This window comes from Brachybacterium sillae (assembly GCF_025028335.1).
Taxonomy (GTDB): domain Bacteria; phylum Actinomycetota; class Actinomycetes; order Actinomycetales; family Dermabacteraceae; genus Brachybacterium; species Brachybacterium sillae.
The window spans coordinates 1,256,549-1,272,875 of sequence record NZ_JAFEUW010000001.1 but is presented as its reverse complement, the minus strand read 5'-3'; the positions used below and the strand labels follow the sequence as shown (position 1 = coordinate 1,272,875).

13 protein-coding genes and 1 tRNA gene are annotated in these 16,327 nt (G+C 71.1%); 8 read left to right on the top strand and 6 right to left on the bottom strand.

Annotated elements, in window-relative coordinates:
- Positions 1-81: 81 nt before the first annotated feature.
- The 4 genes from JSY14_RS05870 (at position 82) to JSY14_RS05855 (ending at position 4,123) form a co-directional block, all read left to right on the top strand.
- On the top strand, positions 82-1,098 hold the full coding sequence (locus tag JSY14_RS05870) for a methionine ABC transporter ATP-binding protein (protein ID WP_259557856.1): 1,017 nt from the start codon (positions 82-84) through the stop codon (positions 1,096-1,098).
- Entirely contained in the window at positions 1,095-1,790 is a 696-nt protein-coding gene (locus JSY14_RS05865; protein ID WP_259557855.1) for a methionine ABC transporter permease, read from the top strand. Before JSY14_RS05870 ends, JSY14_RS05865 begins: the two co-directional genes overlap by 4 nt.
- 199 nt (positions 1,791-1,989) lie before the next feature.
- Positions 1,990-2,838 carry a MetQ/NlpA family ABC transporter substrate-binding protein gene (locus JSY14_RS05860; RefSeq protein ID WP_259557854.1) on the top strand — a complete coding sequence of 283 codons (849 nt, stop codon included), beginning with the start codon at positions 1,990-1,992 and terminating at the stop codon, positions 2,836-2,838.
- 739 nt (positions 2,839-3,577) lie between these two features.
- Complete coding sequence (locus JSY14_RS05855) at positions 3,578-4,123, top strand: endonuclease domain-containing protein (protein WP_259557853.1); 546 nt, start codon at positions 3,578-3,580, stop codon at positions 4,121-4,123.
- Between the two features lie 338 nt (positions 4,124-4,461).
- Here the strand turns inward: JSY14_RS05855 and JSY14_RS05850 are convergent, their stop codons facing one another.
- A complete protein-coding gene (locus tag JSY14_RS05850; RefSeq protein WP_432803604.1) occupies positions 4,462-5,865 on the bottom strand; it encodes an amino acid permease in 1,404 nt (467 codons plus the stop codon).
- 208 nt (positions 5,866-6,073) lie between these two features.
- Positions 6,074-8,218: a S9 family peptidase gene (locus tag JSY14_RS05845; protein WP_259557852.1), complete on the bottom strand. Its 2,145-nt coding sequence runs from the start codon at positions 8,216-8,218 to the stop codon at positions 6,074-6,076.
- 464 nt (positions 8,219-8,682) lie between these two features.
- Here JSY14_RS05845 and JSY14_RS05840 point away from each other — a divergent pair, with 464 nt between their 5' ends.
- From JSY14_RS05840 to JSY14_RS05825, 4 genes are all read left to right on the top strand, one after another.
- Positions 8,683-9,252, top strand: coding sequence for a hypothetical protein (locus JSY14_RS05840; RefSeq protein WP_259557851.1), 570 nt, complete (start codon positions 8,683-8,685; stop codon positions 9,250-9,252).
- A gap of 98 nt (positions 9,253-9,350) precedes the next feature.
- A tRNA-Ser gene (locus JSY14_RS05835) sits at positions 9,351-9,438 on the top strand.
- Between the two features lie 187 nt (positions 9,439-9,625).
- Positions 9,626-11,344 carry a phosphoenolpyruvate--protein phosphotransferase gene (ptsP, locus tag JSY14_RS05830; protein ID WP_259557850.1) on the top strand — a complete coding sequence of 573 codons (1,719 nt, stop codon included), beginning with the start codon at positions 9,626-9,628 and terminating at the stop codon, positions 11,342-11,344.
- 12 nt (positions 11,345-11,356) lie between these two features.
- A complete protein-coding gene (locus JSY14_RS05825; RefSeq protein ID WP_259557849.1) occupies positions 11,357-11,905 on the top strand; it encodes an NYN domain-containing protein in 549 nt (182 codons plus the stop codon).
- Between the two features lie 87 nt (positions 11,906-11,992).
- On the opposite strand, the gene JSY14_RS05820 is transcribed toward JSY14_RS05825, so the two are convergent.
- From JSY14_RS05820 to JSY14_RS05805, 4 genes are all read right to left on the bottom strand, one after another.
- Positions 11,993-12,265 (bottom strand): HPr family phosphocarrier protein, encoded by a 273-nt coding sequence (locus tag JSY14_RS05820; protein WP_259557848.1) that lies wholly within the window; start codon positions 12,263-12,265, stop codon positions 11,993-11,995.
- A 71-nt stretch (positions 12,266-12,336) separates the two neighbouring features.
- Entirely contained in the window at positions 12,337-13,479 is a 1,143-nt protein-coding gene (locus JSY14_RS05815; protein WP_259557847.1) for a mannitol-1-phosphate 5-dehydrogenase, read from the bottom strand.
- 132 nt (positions 13,480-13,611) lie between these two features.
- Complete coding sequence (locus JSY14_RS05810; RefSeq protein ID WP_259557846.1) at positions 13,612-15,765, bottom strand: PTS sugar transporter subunit IIA; 2,154 nt, start codon at positions 15,763-15,765, stop codon at positions 13,612-13,614.
- A gap of 48 nt (positions 15,766-15,813) precedes the next feature.
- A complete protein-coding gene (locus JSY14_RS05805) occupies positions 15,814-16,314 on the bottom strand; it encodes a GtrA family protein (protein ID WP_259557845.1) in 501 nt (166 codons plus the stop codon).
- Between the last annotated feature and the right edge of the window lie 13 nt (positions 16,315-16,327).

The following is a 16,327-nucleotide window of genomic DNA, read 5'->3' as shown; positions in this document are numbered from 1 at the left end:
TCCCGCACCTTCGGGGCCTGATCGTGTCGGAATGTGAACAGAAACGGTCACAGAGTGGCCCTCACCTGCTCCACTGGACGGGTGATCACTCTCGACGGCCTCACGAAGGTCTTCCCCGCGCCCGACGGCGGTGAGCCGGTCGTCGCCCTCGACGGCATCGACCTCACCGTCGGCGCCGGCAGCATCCACGGCATCGTGGGCCGCTCCGGCGCCGGGAAGTCCACCCTCATCCGCTGCCTCACCGGCCTGGAGCGTCCGACCTCCGGCCGGGTGGAGATCGGCGGCACCGATATCGCAGCCCTGAGCGGCACCTCCCTGCGCACCGCCCGCCGCCACATCGGCATGGTGTTCCAGCACGCGAACCTGCTGGACTCCCGCACGGCGCTGCAGAACATCGCCCACCCGCTGGAGATCGCCGGGGTGCCCCGGGCGCAGCGGGAGCAGCGGGCCCGCGACCTGATCCGCCTCGTCGGCCTCGAGGGTCGCGAGCACAACCACCCGGCGCAGCTGTCCGGCGGTCAGATCCAGCGCGTCGGCATCGCCCGCGGTCTCGCCTCCGAGCCGAAGGTGCTGCTGTGCGATGAGCCGACCAGTGCGTTGGACCCGTCGACCACTCGCCAGATCCTGCAGCTGATCCGTGGGCTGCGGGACCGCCTGGGCATCACCGTCCTGATCATCACGCATGAGATGAGCGTGGTGCGGGAGATCTGCGACGAGGTGACGCTGCTCGAGCACGGCCGCGTGGTGCAGACCGGCACCCTGCTGGACGTCGCGAGCGACCCGACCGGTCCGCTGTCCTCCGAGCTGATCCCCCTGCCGCCGGCGCCCACGGGTGTCGACGACGTGATGGTCGACTGCGACTACGGCCGCAGCCCCACCATCCACTCGGCGCAGGACCTCGTGGCGCACGCCGCCACCTACGACACCCGCGCCACCATCGTCGCGGGAACGATCGAGACGATCTCCGGGGTCCAGGTGGGCCGCGTGCAGATCGCCCTGCGGAACAACGACGGTTCGCCGATCAGCCGCCCCGGCCTGGAGAAGTTCCTGGGCGAGCTGCGTGAGGCCGGTGTGGTGGCGAAGGAGGCGACCCGATGAACGAGATCCTCGACAACCCGGTGTTCACCAGCTGGGATCCGAACACCAGCCTGTGGTCGAACACGCTGATCACCCTGTACATGACGCTCGGCACCATGCTGTTCACCGCCCTGATCGGGATTCCGCTGGGCGTCGCGCTGTACGAGACCTCGCGCTCGTCCAGCCCGGCCGCGCGGTGGATCAACCGGGTCGTCGGCTTCGTGGTGAACGTCGGCCGATCGTTCCCCTTCATCATCCTGATCATCGCGCTCATCCCGGTGACCCGCTTCGTCGTCGGCCGTGTGACCGGCCCGAACGCCGCGATGTTCGCGCTGACGATCTCCGCGATCCCGTTCCTGGCACGCCTGATCGAGATCAACCTGCGGGAGATCTCCGCCGGGAAGATCGAGGCGGTGCAGATGATGGGTGCCTCCCGCTGGCAGGTGATCCGGCAGGTGCTGCTCCCGGAGGCGCTGCCCGGTATCATCGGGTCCCTCACCACCACCGCGATCGCCGTGATCGGCTATACCGCCATGGCCGGTGCCGTCGGCGGGCAGGGTCTCGGTGACCTCGCGATCCGCATGGGCTACCAGAGCTACGACAACGTCGTGATGATCGCGACCGTGCTGGTGCTCATCGCGATCGTGATCGCCGTGCAGGCCCTGGGCACCGCCCTGGCGCGGAAGGTCGACCACCGCGCCCAGAGCAGGTGAGCACCCGCGGTGTCGTCTCGTCCCCGGGACTTCCGATCCGGCTCGGCCGGGCCGCGACGCCGGCGGGTTGACCCCGCCGGCCCGGCCCCTCGAACTGACCCCCACGATCTGACCCCCACGATCTGACCCTCACGATCCGACCCACCTCTCACATCCTCGGGTGCCGCACCCGCGACGCCCCGACCGACAGGAGAACCCCATGACCGCTCTGACCCGCCGCACCCTGTTCGCCTCCGGCGCAGGCCTGGCCGCCGTCACTCTCGCCGCCTGCGGCGCCCGCGGTGGCGCAGCCCAGGGCCCCGAGGAGGAGAACGGCGTCACCGAGATCGCGATCGGCGCCAGCCCGAAGCCGCACGCTGAGATCCTGAAGTTCGTGCAGGACAACCTGGCCAAGGACGCCGGGCTGAACCTCAAGATCACCCAGTACACCGACTACCAGATCCCCAACCAGGCCCTGAACGACGGTGACATCGACGCGAACTTCTACCAGACCCCGAACTTCCTGAAGCAGCAGGAGGAGGAGAAGGGCTACGACTTCTTCGCCTTCGAGGGCGTGCACATCGAGCCGATGGGTCTGTACTCCAACTCCCTGACCTCCCTCGAGGAGGTCCCGGACGGGGCGAAGGTCGCCATCGCCAACGATCCGGCCAACACCGGTCGCGGCCTGGGGCTGCTGCAGTCCTCCGGGCTGATCACCCTCAAGGAGGGGGTGGACGTCGCCCAGGCCACCCCGGCCGATGTCGCCGAGAACCCGAAGAACCTCACCTTCACCACCCTCGAGGCCGCCCAGATCGCTCGCTCGCTGGACGACTTCGCGCTGGGTGCCGTGAACGGCAACTACGCCCTGGAGGCGGGCTTCAACCCCAAGGAGCAGGCGCTCTTCCTGGAGCCGGGTGAGAACAGCCCCTACGCGAACCTCGTGGTGTGCCGCGAGGCCGACAAGGACAACGCGGGGCTGAAGAAGCTCGATGAGCTGCTGCACTCCGAGGAGGTCAAGAAGTTCATCACCGAGACCTACACCGACGGTTCGGTGATCCCGGCGTTCTGACAGGGGCGGGGGCACGGGGCTCGGTCGCGGGCCCCACGACGCCCCCGGGCCTCGGTCTCCCGGCCTTCGTGATGTGCCGCCTCAGTTCCCAGATGGGGAACTGGGGCGGTGCGTCGTTGGGGGCGGGACCGGTTGTGAGGCGGTGCGTCGTGAGGGGCGGGGCCCGTTGTGGGGCGGCAGGTTGTGAGGCCGGGGCCGGCCTTTCCTCCCCACGGTGCCGCGATCCACAGGGAGCCCGTCGCCCACCCGACCGTTCCATGCCCGGCCCTAGCGTGCCGGCATGACAGCTGAACCCGTACCCCCGGCCGCCCTCACCCGGTCCGCCCCCACCCGAGGCTCGAGTCGTCGCGTCGACGGGCCCCCGGTCCGCGACGTCGCGGATCTGGCGCCGGGCCGTCTGTACTCACAGGGCGATCTTCGCGCGCGCGGTATCCATCCCCGGGTGCTCGCCTCCGATGCCCTGCTGCGGCCGATGCGCGGGTGGTGCACCCGTGCCGACGCGCCCGCTTCTCTTCTGCAGGTCTGCAAGGTGCTCCAGACTGAGGTCGTACCCGGGGCCGTGATCAGCGATGACACCGCGGCGGAGCTCTGGGGACTCCCGCTGCCGCTGTCCCTCCGACGGGAGGGCGGGGCGCGCCTGCACTGCACGGTCCCCCGGACCTCCACGCAGACCGGTCATGCCGGGTCACGCATCGTGGTGCACTCTCGACGGCCGTCTCGCACGTTTCGCCATCACGGTGTGGAAATCGCCGACCCCGTGGTGGTTCTGCAGCAGATCTCCGGGAAGCTCACGGACCTGGAACTGGTGCAGTGCTGCGACGCTCTGGTCAGCGACCGCACGGGCCCGCCCCTGGTTCCGCTCGCGATGCTGAAGCAGCGAGCCACTGCGTTGACGGGCAGGGGAAGCAGGCGTGTGCGGGCGGCGGTCGAGGCGGCGAGGGAGCGGGTGTGGTCGCCGGCGGAGACCGCTGTCCGGCTCTTGCTCGCCGAGGAGGGATTCCCGGAGCCAGAGACGAACGTGGTGGTGGTGGACCCGGACACGCGCGAGGTCTTCGTCGTGGACCTGCTCTATCGCGCGGTGCACGTGGTCATCGAGTACGACGGGGACCTGCATCGGGTGGACCGACGTCAGTGGCAGCGTGACCGACACAAGGATGAGGTCCTGCACCGGCTCGGGTATGTGGTCTTGCGGATCACGGCGGCCGACCTGCGGAATCCCTTCCGGTTCCTGCGACGGCTGCGTGGGGCTCTGGCGCGGGCCGGGGAGGTAGGCGTAGCGAGCTGAGGAGGCGCCCGGGGGGATCGGGTAGTCCTCCTCGTGTGGGGGCGTGGGGAGTGGGCGTGGGGCGGTGGCATGGTCTCCCCGCCCGCCGGAACCTTAGGGCAGACGCTGCAGTGTCCTGTCTGCCGCGTCCGCATCGGTGAGGGACCTCAACATGGCTGCGGTTCGTGAGGTGCTGCGTCTGTTCCAGGAAGTGGAACGGGAGCGGTACATCGCGGGGTGGGGATGCGTGGGCGCGTCCGAGGGTGCAGTGAGGTGCTGCGTCTGTTCCCGACAGTGGTACTGAGGTGGCACGTTACGGGAAGAGGGCGCGGGGGCGGGGCGCCGCTGCCTGCGCGGCGTCAGACCCGGCCGCTGAGGTCCGCGTCCTCCAGACGCACCCGTCGGGACCCGGTCACAAGGCGGTGGCCGATCCACAGCGCCGCGAACACCGGCAGCCCCACGTAGGCGCTGAGCACCTCGAGCAGACGCGCCTCCAGCACGGCCTCATAGTTCTGCCCCAGGATCACCACCACGCACAGCGCGAACGCCAGCAGCGGCCCGGCCGGGAAGAACGGAGCCCGGTAGGGGAGATCCGACAGCGCCCGGCCCTGCCGCACCCAGGCGCGCCGGAACCGGTAATGCGCCACCGCGATCGAGATCCAGGCCAGGAAGCCCGTCAGGGCGGAGACGCTCAGAAGCCACTCGTAGGCGGCACCCTGACCCACCAGCGCCGAGACGAACCCGGCGGCGCCCACGGCGGTGGTCGCCAACAGTGCCGGCACCGGGACCCCGCGGCGGCTAACCCGCGCAAACAGCCGCGGTGCCTGCCCGGACACCGCCAGGGCGTGCAGCATGCGGGTCGAGGCGTAGAGGCCGGAGTTCCCGGCCGACAGGATCGCCGTGAGGATCACGGCGTTCATCACCGACGCCGCGAACGCCACGCCGGAGCGCTCCAGCACCAGGGTGAAGGGTGAGGAGGCGATGTCCGACTCCCCGTTGCGCAGCAGGTTCGGGTCGGTGAACGGAAGGAGAGTCCCGATCACCGCGATCGCACCGATGTAGAACAGCAGGATCCGCCAGAACACGCTGCGCAGCGCCTTGGGGATTTCGCGGCGCGGATCCTGGGCTTCACCGGCGGCGATGCCCACCAGCTCGGTGCCCTGGAAGGAGAACCCGGCCACCAGGAAGATCGCCACGATCGCGGGGATGCCGCCGTGGAACGGCGCATCGCCCAGCGTCCAGTTGGTCAGACCGGGGGAGCCGCCGCCACCGGGGCCGCGCCCGCCGAGGATCCCCAGGATCATTGCGACCCCGGCGATGAGGAACACGATCACCGCAAGCACCTTGATGGTGGCGAGCCAGAACTCGCCCTCACCGTAGGTGCGGGAGGAGACGAGGTTCAGTGCCAGGATCACCGCGAGGAACGCCCCGGCCCACACCCAGTTCGGTACCCCCGGGAACCAGAACGCCATGATGAGCCCCGCCGCGACCAGCTCCGCTGCCACGGTGATCGCCCAGTTGAACCAGTAGTTCCACCCGGTGGCGAAACCGAACGACGGGCTGACGTACCGCGTGGCGTACGTCTGGAACGACCCGGAGCTGGGCACATGCGCGGCCATCTCCCCGAGGGACTGCATGAGCAGCAGCACCATCAGCCCCATCACGGCGTACGCCACGAGTGCGCCACCGGGACCGGCGGTGGCGATCGACGCCCCGGAGGCGAGGAACAGGCCGGTGCCGATGGCACCGCCGATCGCGATCATCCGCAGGTGCCGCGGCCGCAGGCCACGCTGCAGACCGCCGTCGGTGCCGGGGTCCGCGGGCTCCGTGCCCGTGGTCCGCGGGGTGACCGACGGCCTGTGAGCCGGGGTGGAGGCGGGGGTTATGGGGGCTCCTCTCCGGGACGGGCGAGGAGAACCTAGCACCGCGGGCGGCACCCGGAGGGCTCCGGGTGCCGCCAGGAGTCGCAGGTCACCGCGGGGCGGTCGGCAGGGGCTCGGTGGCTCCCAGCTGATCCAGCAGCCACGCCAGCTCGTCGGCCCGCTGCTCCCACTTCGCATACCGGCCGGACCGCCCGCCGTGACCGGCCACCATCTCGCAGCGGAACACGATCGGGCGCTCGCCCTGGTCACTGGTGACGGTCTCCCGCAGACGCGCCACCCACTTCGTCGGCTCGACGAAGAACACACGGGTGTCGTTCAGCGAGGTGGAGGCGAAGATCGCCGGGTACTCGACGGCACGGATGTTCTCGTACGGGGTGTACGACTTCATGCACTCGTACACCTCGCGGCTCTCCACCGGGTTGCCCCACTCCTCCCACTCGCCGACCGTCAACGGCAGCGAGGGGTCGAGGATGGTGGTCAGCGCATCGACGAACGGCACCCCGGCGATGATCGCCCGGAACCGCTCCGGCGCCAGGTTCGCCACCGCACCCATCAGCAGCCCGCCGGCGCTGCGACCCTCCGCCCCGAGCCGTGCCGGGTCGACCCAGCCGGTGGAGACGAGGTGATCGGCGCAGGCCACGAAATCACTGAACGTGTTCGGCTTCTCCAGCAGCTTCCCGTGCTCGTACCAGGCGCGGCCCATCTCCCCGCCGCCGCGCACATGTGCGATCGCGACGACTACGCCGCGATCCAGCAGTGACAGGCGCGTCGCCACGAACGTCGGGTCGATCGACGCCTCATAGGAGCCGTACCCGTACAGGTACCCGGGGGCGGTGCCGTCGGCCTGGACCTCCCGCCGCGCGGCCAGGGAGATCGGCACCCGGGTGCCGTCGGCGGCGGTGGCCCACAGTCGCTTCTCCACATACAGCTCGGGGTCATATCCCGGCACCGCGGTGCGTTTGAGGATCGTCGGCTCCCCGCCGTCGATCGGCACCTCCGCGACGGTCCCCGGGGTGAGCAGGCTGGTCAGCTCGTAGCGCAGGCGGCGAGTGTCCCATTGGGCGTTCTCACCCAGCCACACGGTGTCGAGCTCGCCGCCGTGGTCCACCCCCCAGGCGGCGTTCACATCCCAGCGATCCGCGAGGGCCTCGGCCCCCTCCCGGCGCGGGATCACCCGCACCGTCGCGAGCCCACCGGAGCGCAGCTCCAGTGCTGCCGCCGTCGCGAACGCCTCCACACTCTCCAGGCGCTCCCCCTCGGCGGCGCGCAGGATGTCGTGCCACCGGTCGGGCTGATCCAGCGACGCCACCGCCAGAGCGAAACCCTCGCACCCGTCGTTATGGACGACGAGCAGGTGGTCGCCGGCGTGCTCCACCCCATACTCGACACCGGGGCGGCGGCCACCGGCCGGCACCGGCGCGGACGTCGGATCCGACAGATCCAGCAGCCAGCACTCCGAGGTCGTGGTGGAGGACGCCTGGATCACCAGGGTCGACTGGTCCCGCGACGTGGTGAAGCCGACCGTGAACCGCTCGTCGGGCTCCTCCAGCACCAGCACGTCGTCCTCGGCGGGGCCGCCGATGCGGTGCCGCCAGATCTGATGCTGCCGCCAGGCGTCATCGACCCGGGCGTAGAACAGCCACTCCTGGTCGGCGGAGAACGCGAGCCCATACCCGGCGCCGGTGACCGCCTCATCCCGCACCTGCCCGGTGGTCAGGTCCGTCACCAACAGGGCGTAGCGCTCATCCCCGGCGACGTCCACGGCATGGGCCATGAGGTCCGCCCGCGGCGAGATCCGCAACCCGCCGACCTGGTAGAACGCGTGCCCCTCGGCGGCGGCCTGGGCGTCGAGGATCACCTGCTCGCCGTCCAGCATGTCCCCCGGGGTCACCGTCGGCGGGGTGTCGTCGGTGGCGGGAACCCGCGTCCACCGCGGGTAGTCGTGTCCCTGGGTGGTGCGCACCAGGTACCACCAGTCGCCGCGGCGCACCGGCACCGTCAGATCCGTCTCCTGGGTGTGGCCCACGAACTCCTGCACCAGGGTGTGGCGCAGCCCGTCGAGATGCGCGGTGCGGGCGTCGGCATAGGCGTTCTCGGCCTCCAGGTGCGCGATGACCTCCGGGTCCGTTCCGTCGCGCAGCCAGTCATACGGGTCGACGACGACATCGCCGTGGGCGCGACGTTCGATCGGGCGCCGGGCGGGACGGGGCGGGGCAGGAGGAGTGACAGTCATACGGGCGATCCTAGGGCGGCGTCAGCTCCGTCACACCCGTACACTGCAGACACCCCGTCAGCGACTGCGCCCGCAGATCCGCGACAGGGGCCGCCCCGCAGGGAGGAGACGCGCCATGGGAGCGCAGGCCGAGGAGCCCTTCGCGGTCGCCCTGCGCCACGCCATCGCCCAGCAGGCGATGCCGCTGTCAGCCCTGCGCGATGCCCTCGCGGAGCGCGGCGTGCGGGTGAGCATCGCGAGCCTGTCGCACTGGCAGTCGGGCCGCAGCCGACCCGAACGGGACGCGTCACTGGAGGCCGTGGCCGCCCTCGAGGAGATCCTCGGCCAGCCTCCCGGTGGTCTGCGCACCCATCTGGGCCCGCCCGCCCCCGCGGCCGCACCGGCGCCATCCCCTCCCCGGAGGGGATCCGCACCCAACGCGACAAGATCGCGCAGGCCCGGGAGATCCTCGGATTCCCCCAGGTGTGGAGATCCCGAGGCGCCACACTCTGTACCAGCGGTACCTCGTCGACTCGGAGGGCACGACACAGCGTGCCGAGCTGCGGATGCTCGTGCGGGTGCCGGCCAGCGGACCAGCCCGGCTGCTCGCGTTGAATCAGTACGAGGAGTCCGAGAGTCCCGTGCATGGGGAGACCATCGCCCTGGACAACTGCCGGGTGGGGCAGCGGGTCGACTTCCCGGAGGGCAGGATCCACGGGGCAGAGATTCTGCTCGACGGCGACGATCAGCGTGGACAGCTGGTGTATTGCGCCTATGCCCTGGACATGCACGGTCTCCCGGCGGAGTCGTCGATCTCCACGCAGTTCGCCTTCACTCAGCGTGCCCGTGACGCGATCGTGGAGGTCAGCTTCATCGGGCGTCGTGCTCCGCGGTCCTTCATCGCGGTGCGGGAGACCGATCGCGGCCTGGAGGAGACGCCGCTGCGGCTGGGGCCCGGTCGCCGTGTGCAACTGGCCGAGCCCGACTTCGGGCCGGGCCGCCTCGGGATCCGCTGGTCCTGGGACGACGCCGACGAGCTGCCCGACGAGGAATGACGTCGGCCGTGGCGTGGGGTGGCGCCAGGCGTGACCTGCATCGCGCAGCCCGCCCGCCCGAGTGGGGCCGAGCGCCGAGATGGCGTAGGATCTCCGGCGGTAGCGTGTCCGAGCGGCCGAAGGTGCATCACTCGAAATGATGTGTACGGTAACCCCGTACCGCGGGTTCAAATCCCGCCGCTACCGCTCCTGACCAGGGACAATGTCCCGTCTTTGGCGCCCCCGTCGCACTGCGGCGGGGGCGTCGTCGTCTGTCGAGGCGGCGGTCGTGGTCGGAGAGGGACGGGGGTCCGGGAGCCGTCGAGGCGCCGCGCCGTAGCATGGGGTGACCGAGGTCGCAGCCCCGCGACGTGTCCACACCGGGAGGATCCCCATGACCGAGTACCGCGGAGTCGCCGTCAGCGCCGGCAGGATCGTCGGCCCGGTCCTCACCATGGCCCCGCCGGTCGCCGAACCGCCGGCCGGCGCCACCCTGCCGGAAGGGACCGATGCGGCCGCCGAGACCGCCCGCCTCGAGCAGGCTGCGCAGGCCGTCCGCGTCGCCCTGGAGCAGCGTGCCGCCAGCGCCCACGGCGGCGCCAAGGCCGTGCTCGAGGCCACCGCCCAGATGGCCGCCGACCCCACCCTGGTGCAGTCCGCCGCGGGCCGCGTCGCCTCCGGGATGAGCGCCGAACGGGCCGTGTGGGAGGCCGGCGACGAGGTCGCCGTCATGCTCGAGGGCCTCGGCGGGTACATGGCCGAACGTGCCGCCGACGTGCGCGACGTCCGCGCCCGTATCGTCGCCGAACTGCGGGGGGAGCCCGCGCCAGGTATCCCCGGCTCCGACACCCCGTTCGTGCTCGCCGCCCGCGACCTGGCCCCCGCCGACACCGCCACCCTCGACCCGCAGGTGGTGCTCGCCCTCGTCACCTCCGACGGTGGACCCCAGTCGCACACCGCCATCCTCGCGAGGCAGCTGGGTCTGCCCGCCGTCGTCGCCGCCCGGGGTGTCGACACCCTCACCGCCGGTACCGAGGTGTTCGTCGACGGTGCTGCCGGGACCGTCACTGACGAGGTCACCGAGGACCACCGCCGTCTCGCCGAGACCTGGGCCGACCTGCAGCGCAACCCGCTGACGTATGAGGGCGGCGGTGCCCGCCTCAGCGACGGCACCGTTGTGCCGCTGCTGGCCAACATCGGTGGCGCCGAGGACGCCCGCGCCGCTGCCGAGGCGCACGCCGACGGTGTCGGCCTGTTCCGCACCGAGTTCCTGTTCCTCGACCGCGACGAGGAGCCCTCGGTGGAGGAGCAGACCGCCGCGTACACGGCGGTGCTGCAGCACTTCCCCGGGAAGAAGGTGGTGGTGCGCACCATCGACGCCGGCGCCGACAAGCCCCTGCCGTTCCTCACCGACACCGATGAGCCCAACCCGGCGCTCGGTGTGCGCGCCTACCGCACCAGCTGGGAGAAGCCCGAGGTGCTCGCCCACCAGTTGGAGGCCGTCGCCGCCGCGGCGCAGGCCACCGAGGCCGACGTGTGGGTGATGGCGCCGATGATCTCCACCCTCGAGGACACCGAGGACGTGGTCGGCCGCATTCGGGAGGCCGGTCTGCGCACTGCCGGGATCATGGTGGAGACGCCCAGCTCCGCCCTCACCGCGGACCGGCTGTTGCAGGTCGCGGACTTCGCCTCGATCGGCACCAACGACCTCACGCAGTACACGATGGCCGCCGACCGGCAGCTCGGGGCACTCGCCGCCCTCAACGATCCGTGGCAGCCCGCGGTGTTGGCCCTGGTCGGGGCCACCTGCCGCGGGGCCCGCGCCGCCGGTGGGGACGCCGAGGAGGCCGCCGGGGACGCGGTCACGAAGCCCGTGGGGGTGTGCGGGGAGGCCGCCGGGGACCCGGCGCTCGCCGTGGTGCTCGTCGGGCTCGGAGTGTCGACCCTGTCGATGACGCCGCGGTCGTTGCCGGCGGTCGCGCGGGTGCTCGGCTCCGTCAGCCGCGACGAGGCCCGGGTTCTCGCGCAGCGGGCCGTCGGCGCACGCACCGCCGTGGAGGCCCGCGAGACCGTGCGGGCGGCGCTGCCGGTCCTCGCCGAGCTGGGACTGTGACACCCTGAGGTCATGACGGACCGCCGCACCTACCTGCTCGTCGACGGCGAGAACATCGACGCCACGCTCGGGGGCAGCATCCTCGGGCGCCGCCCCCGACCGGAGGAACGGCCCCGTTGGAACCAGCCGCTGGCGTTCATGCAGCGCACCTGGGGCCAGTCCACGCGGGGACTGTTCTTCCTCGCCGTGGACGGGGAGATCCCCGTGCCGTTCGTGCAGGCGCTGACGACCCTCGGGTATCAGCCGATCATGCTGAGCGGTGAGGGCAAGGTCGTCGACATCGCGATCCAGCGCACCGCTGAGGCGCTCGTGGACCGGTCCGACGATGTGGTGCTGCTCAGCCACGACCGGGACTTCGCGCCGCAGCTGGCGCGGCTGCGGGAGGACGCGCAGCGGCGCGTCGGCCTCATGGGCTTCCGGGAGTTCCTCTCCTCGGAGCTGCGGGCGTTGGAGGGCGTGGAGTTCTTCGACCTCGAACATGACGTCGAGGCGTTCACCATCGAGCTGCCGCGCCTGCGGGTCATCGCGATCGAGGAGTTCGATCCGCTCGAGTTCCTCTGACCCGCCCCCGGCGGGCAGCACGATGCGTCGGCCGACGGGCCGGGAACCGGCCGCCGGCCGACGCGATCAGACGTGGACGGGGAGGGCTCAGCCCTCGGCGTCGAGGTCCTTCTCCAGCAGCTCGGCCAGGGCGTTCACCGACTCCTCGGCGCCCTCGCCCTCGGCGCGCAGCGTGACCTCGTCGCCGTGACCGGCGCCGAGGGTCATGAGCATGAGGATGCTCGAGGCCTGCACGGGGTTGCCGCCCACCTTCTCGATGGTGACCTGGGCGGGCTGCTCACCGGCGGCCTTGGAGAAGATCGCGGCGGGACGGGCGTGCAGCCCGGAGGCGCTGGCGATCTTCACGGTGCGCTCTGCCATGACGGGGAACCTTTCGACGACGAGGGTGCCCGGGACCGGACACCCTGGGGCCAGCATATCCGGCGCGGGGCTCAGAGCTCCGCGATGCGGCGCTCGACCTCGCTGCGGATCGACGGGTACAGCGGATGCTCCGGCTCCAGACCGGTGAGGGTGCGGGTGACCTGGTCGGCGTCGCCTCCGGTGAGGAGCTGCTGGACCCGCGTGACCTCCTCATCGCCCTCCGGGGTGAAACGCAGGGCCGCGGCGAAGGCCGAGACCAGGCTGTCGTGATTCAGACCCCGTTCGGCGAGCTCCGCGGCGGGGCCGATGATGCGCTCATGCCGGGAGAGCTTCCGCTCGGGGGCGCGGCCGACCCGCTCGACCGTGTCGGGCAGATGCGGGTTCGCGAACCGCTGCAGGATCTTCTCCACGTACGCCTGCTGGGTCTGGGCGGCGAACCCGTGCTTGGCTACCAGCAGTGACGACGTCTCAGCCAGCACCGCCGCGACCTTCGGCCGCACGTCCTTGTCGGTGACGGCGTCGGCGATCTTCTCGAGGCCCGCGGCCCACCCGAACCAGGCGGTGGTGGCGTGGCCGGTGTTCACCGTGAAGAGCTTGCGCTCGATGTAGGGGGCGAGGTCCTCCACCCAGGTGATGCCGGGGATGTCGGGCTCCTCACCGGCGAAGGGACGCCGGTCCACCGCCCACTCGTGGAAGGTCTCCACGGTGACGTCGAGACCCGCGTCAGCCGCCTGCGCGGGCACGATCCGGTCGACGGCGGTGTTGGCGAAGAAGGCGCGCTCGTCGAGATCCTCACCCGTGTAGGCCCTGCGGACCTCGGCCTCCAGGATGTCGGTGGCGTTGATGGCGTTCTCGCAGGCCATGACGGCCACACGGGGGGTGTCGGCGGGGCGGGCCGCGATACCCGCCGCGATCGCCGGGGCGACGAACCGCAGGATGTGGGCGCCGACGGCGGTGGTGACGATCTGGGCGGAGGCGATCTCCCGTGTCAGTTCCTCCGCCTGGGTGGCGGAGTTCAGGGCCCGGAAACCGGTCACGACGGTGTCGGTCGGTGCGACGCCGACGGCATGCACGGTGTAGGAGTCGGCCTGCTGGAGAGCCTCGATCAGCGGGGCCGCGACGTCGGCGAAGACGACCTCGATCCCGGCCTCGTGCAGCAGCAGACCGACGAAACCGCGGCCGATGTTCCCGGCACCGAAATGGACTGCCTTCATGAATGGTCTCCCTGCTGGTGATCGATCCCGGGCGGGCCCGGGGAGAGGCGGGACGGGCCGCGGACGCGGGACGCGGCGCCGTCACGGGTGACGTTACCGCGCCCCGCGTCCGGGGGCACCTCGGGGGTGGGGTCAGCGCTGCTCGTCGAACAGCGCACGGACCTCCTGCGGAGTGGTGGCCGCATCGAGGCGGGCGACCTGGGCCGGGTCGGCGAAGATCAGCGCCACACTCTGCAGCAGCGCGAGGTGCTCGTCACCGCGGCCGGCGATCCCGACGACGTACCGCACCGGGTTGCCGTTCCAGTCGATCTCCCGGTCGTACCGCACCAGCGACATGCCGGAGCGCAGGATCGACTCCTTCGCCTCGTGGGTGCCGTGGGGGATCGCCAGGCCGTTGCCCATGAACGTGGAGACGGTGCTCTCGCGGTCATGCATCGCGGCCACATAACCGTCCTCGACGGCACCGGCCCGCACCAACAGGCCGCCGGCCTCGTCGATCGCGTCGTCAGCGGAGGCGGCGACCCCACCCAGCACGATCGAGCTCAGCGGCAGCACCTCGGTGGCGGCACCGTCCGCAGGGGCCTCCGCCCCCGGGGCCGAGCTGGCCTGGGTGGGGGTGGGCTCGGCGCGGTGGCTGCCGGTGGTGGCGGCGGTGGGGGCTGTGGCGGCGGCCACCGGGGCGGGTTCGGCCGGCCCGTCGGCCGTGGCGGCACCCTGGCCGCTGCGCTCACGGATCAGCTCCACGACCTCGTCGTACCGCGGCGAGTTCATGAAGTTGTCGACGCTCACCTGCACCGCGGAACCCGTGCGCTGGGCGGCGCGGGGGGTGAGCTCCTTCTGCGTCACCACCACATCCCACTCGTCGGAGAGGCTGGCGATGGACTTGTTCGTCACCTCAACGTCGTCGAAACCGGCGGCACGGACCTTCTTGCGCAGCACCGTCGCGCCCATGGCGGAGGACCCCATACCCGCGTCGCAGGCGAACACGATCCGACGGATCGGGCCGGTGGCGCCCGACGCTGCGGCGGCGGCCGCGACGGAGCCGGCGGCCCCGGCCCCGGTGAGGGCACCGGCGACGGAGGACTTCTTGCCCTTCATCTCCTCCATCCGCGCGGTCGCGGCGGCGAGGTCGTCGTCCCGGTCCTTGCGGCCCAGACGCAGCAGCAGCGCGGCGACCAGGAAGCTCACCAGGGCGGCGCCGAGGACGGACAGCAGCACCGTCAGCTGGTCGCCGCGGGCGGCCATCGTCATGACCGCGATGATCGAACCCGGGGCGGCGGGGCCGACGAGCCCGTTGCCGAACAGCACGTTGAGGAACACGCCGGTCATGCCACCGGCGATGGCGGCGATGATCAGCAGCGGGCGCATGAGCACGTAGGGGAAGTAGATCTCGTGGATGCCACCGAAGAAGTGGATGATGGCGGCACCCGGCGCGGACGCACGGGCGGCGCCCCGGCCGAAGATCGACCACGCCAGCAGGATGCCCAGGCCCGGTCCCGGGTTCGCCTCCAGCAGGAACAGGATCGACTTGCCGGCCTCACCGGCCTCCTGGGTGCCCAGCGGAGTCAGCACCCCGTGGTTGATGGCGTTGTTCAGGAAGAACACCTTGGCGGGTTCGATCAGCAGCGACACCAGCGGCAGCAGCCCGGCGCCGACCAGAGCCGCGACACCGGCGCTGAGCGCCGCCATCACGGCGTTGATCACCGGGGCCAGGGCGAAGAACCCGAGCAGCGCGGCGATGGTCCCCCAGATGCCGGCGGAGAACATGTTCACGAGCATCTCGAAGCCCGCGGGGATGCGATCGGCCCACAGACGGTCCAGCTGCTTCATCGCCCAGGCGGCGAACGGCGCCATCATCATCGCGCCGATGAACATGTGCACCTGGCCCAGCGGGGCGAAGTCCGCCTCGGCGTTCCCGGCGGCCACCCAGTCGGCCAGCAGACGGGTGTTCTCCTGCTGGATCAGCCAGTCGGATCCGGCGATCACACCCATGGTGGCGGTGACACCGACGACGGCGCCGCGGGCGTCGTACACCATGCGGCCGGCGGTGTTCGCGATGAGCAGCGGCAGCAGGTAGTGGATCATCGGGCCCACGATCGAGGACAGTGCCTCGTTCGGCATCCACCCGACGGGGATGAAGAGGGCGGTGATCAGGCCCCACGCGATGAGGGCGGGGATGTTCGGCATCACCATGCTGGACAGGGCGGTGCCGACCTTCTGGACGAGCACCCGCGGCGAGGCGCCGGAGCGCCCCGTCTCGGTGTGTCCGGGTGCGGTGGTGGTCATGGATTCTCCGGGGAACGGCATGGGCGCGCGGGTCGCATGCGGTTCGCGTCAGTTTAGGGGCATAGAGGGGCCGTCCGACCGGGACAGTTGGTCACGATCCGGAAACACGAACCGGCCGTACGTCACATATCTCAAGGACGTGGAGACGATCTGTCCCACGACCGTCCCGGAGATGTTGTCGGCCAGCGGTGAGTCCCACCCCAGCACGTACCGGGAGAACCCCAGGCAGGCGAGCTGCAGGCCCGCCGCGATGATGTTCACGACCACGAAGGCGAGGACGGAGCGGGAGGTGCTGTCCACCGGCCGGGCCCCGAAGGTCCACAGGCGGTTGCCCAGGTAGGTCAGCACGGACGCCGCCGCGATGGTCAGCACCTTCGCAGTGATCGGGTGGGAGAACAGCATCCCCTGGCCCCAGCCCTGCGTCGGGTGCCAGAACACCAGCAGGTTGTACATCAGGGCGTCCACCAGGAACACCACACCCCCGACCAGGAGGAACTTCGCGCTGGAGGCCAGGTGGCGGTCCCGGAGGCGACGGAGGGTGGAGGGCACGGGGCTCGACCCT

Coding starts and splice junctions, on each gene's coding strand:
- JSY14_RS05865 (WP_259557855.1), top strand. CDS start 1,095: ATGAACGAGATCCTCGACAACCCGGTGTTCACCAGCTGGGATCCGAAC.
- JSY14_RS05860 (WP_259557854.1), top strand. CDS start 1,990: ATGACCGCTCTGACCCGCCGCACCCTGTTCGCCTCCGGCGCAGGCCTG.
- JSY14_RS05850 (WP_432803604.1), bottom strand. CDS start 5,865: ATGATCGCGATCGGCGGTGCCATCGGCACCGGCCTGTTCCTCGCCTCC.
- JSY14_RS05845 (WP_259557852.1), bottom strand. CDS start 8,218: ATGACTGTCACTCCTCCTGCCCCGCCCCGTCCCGCCCGGCGCCCGATC.
- ptsP (WP_259557850.1), top strand. CDS start 9,626: ATGACCGAGTACCGCGGAGTCGCCGTCAGCGCCGGCAGGATCGTCGGC.
- JSY14_RS05825 (WP_259557849.1), top strand. CDS start 11,357: ATGACGGACCGCCGCACCTACCTGCTCGTCGACGGCGAGAACATCGAC.
- JSY14_RS05820 (WP_259557848.1), bottom strand. CDS start 12,265: ATGGCAGAGCGCACCGTGAAGATCGCCAGCGCCTCCGGGCTGCACGCC.
- JSY14_RS05815 (WP_259557847.1), bottom strand. CDS start 13,479: ATGAAGGCAGTCCATTTCGGTGCCGGGAACATCGGCCGCGGTTTCGTC.
- JSY14_RS05810 (WP_259557846.1), bottom strand. CDS start 15,765: ATGACCACCACCGCACCCGGACACACCGAGACGGGGCGCTCCGGCGCC.